2 protein-coding genes are annotated in these 586 nt (G+C 53.1%); both read right to left on the bottom strand.

What is annotated here, in order from left to right; genetic code table 11:
• Nucleotides 1-220: hypothetical protein (locus AC1RPG_RS07965; RefSeq protein ID WP_481762462.1), on the bottom strand; the 220-nt coding region annotated here is incomplete at its 3' end.
• A complete protein-coding gene (locus tag AC1RPG_RS07960) occupies nt 217-429 on the bottom strand; it encodes a hypothetical protein (protein ID WP_251188573.1) in 213 nt (70 codons plus the stop codon). The genes AC1RPG_RS07960 and AC1RPG_RS07965, both read right to left, overlap by 4 nt.
• Nucleotides 430-586 lie beyond the last annotated feature (157 nt).

Here is a 586-nt window from a genome sequence, read left to right as displayed (position 1 = left end):
ACGCTTTTTCCAGACTCGGCATAGGCCAACACAGAGCCACCTCTTCCTTCTTGTCAGAGATACGCACACCCGTCTTGTCCAATTCTTCCCATTCTGGGCTGCGTTTCCGGATCGTATCTTCCAGACGGTCGAACGCTGCATCCGACATGATCTCGGACTTGCCGTTGTAGTATGCGTCCTTGGCCCGAAGATACAGGGCCTTCATCTCACTGAGCTTCACACCGCATCCTCTTCGTCGTAGTACAGAGCTTCATTCACGATGTTCGTCACTTCCTCACGTTCGTTGTTGATCAGGAGCACGCGCAAAATCTCGCGCAGCGCATTCCTGAGTGGAAGCGAACTCGGATGCGTCTGGAACTCTTCTTTCGACTCGTAGCCAGAAGACGCCTCGAACTCGATGATGACGCGACTTTTGGTGATTTTGCTCATTTCTTCTCCTTTGTGCGGTGTCGGAACGATTGTTTCTTGTCAAACCCGTGACTCACTGCCTTGTCCACGTCGGTCTGGGTTGCGGGCGGCATATTAGCACGAGCCCGATCCTCGTTCAAGAGGCCGAGGAAGTATGCGATGTTCTGATACATCTGGG

Source organism: Dellaglioa sp. CoH-57-MRSF-18 (assembly GCF_056781995.1).
Note: the sequence above shows the minus strand (reverse complement) of the source record. Positions and strands in the feature narration are given on the sequence as shown.

Coding starts and splice junctions, on each gene's coding strand:
- AC1RPG_RS07960 (WP_251188573.1), bottom strand. CDS start 429: ATGAGCAAAATCACCAAAAGTCGCGTCATCATCGAGTTCGAGGCGTCT.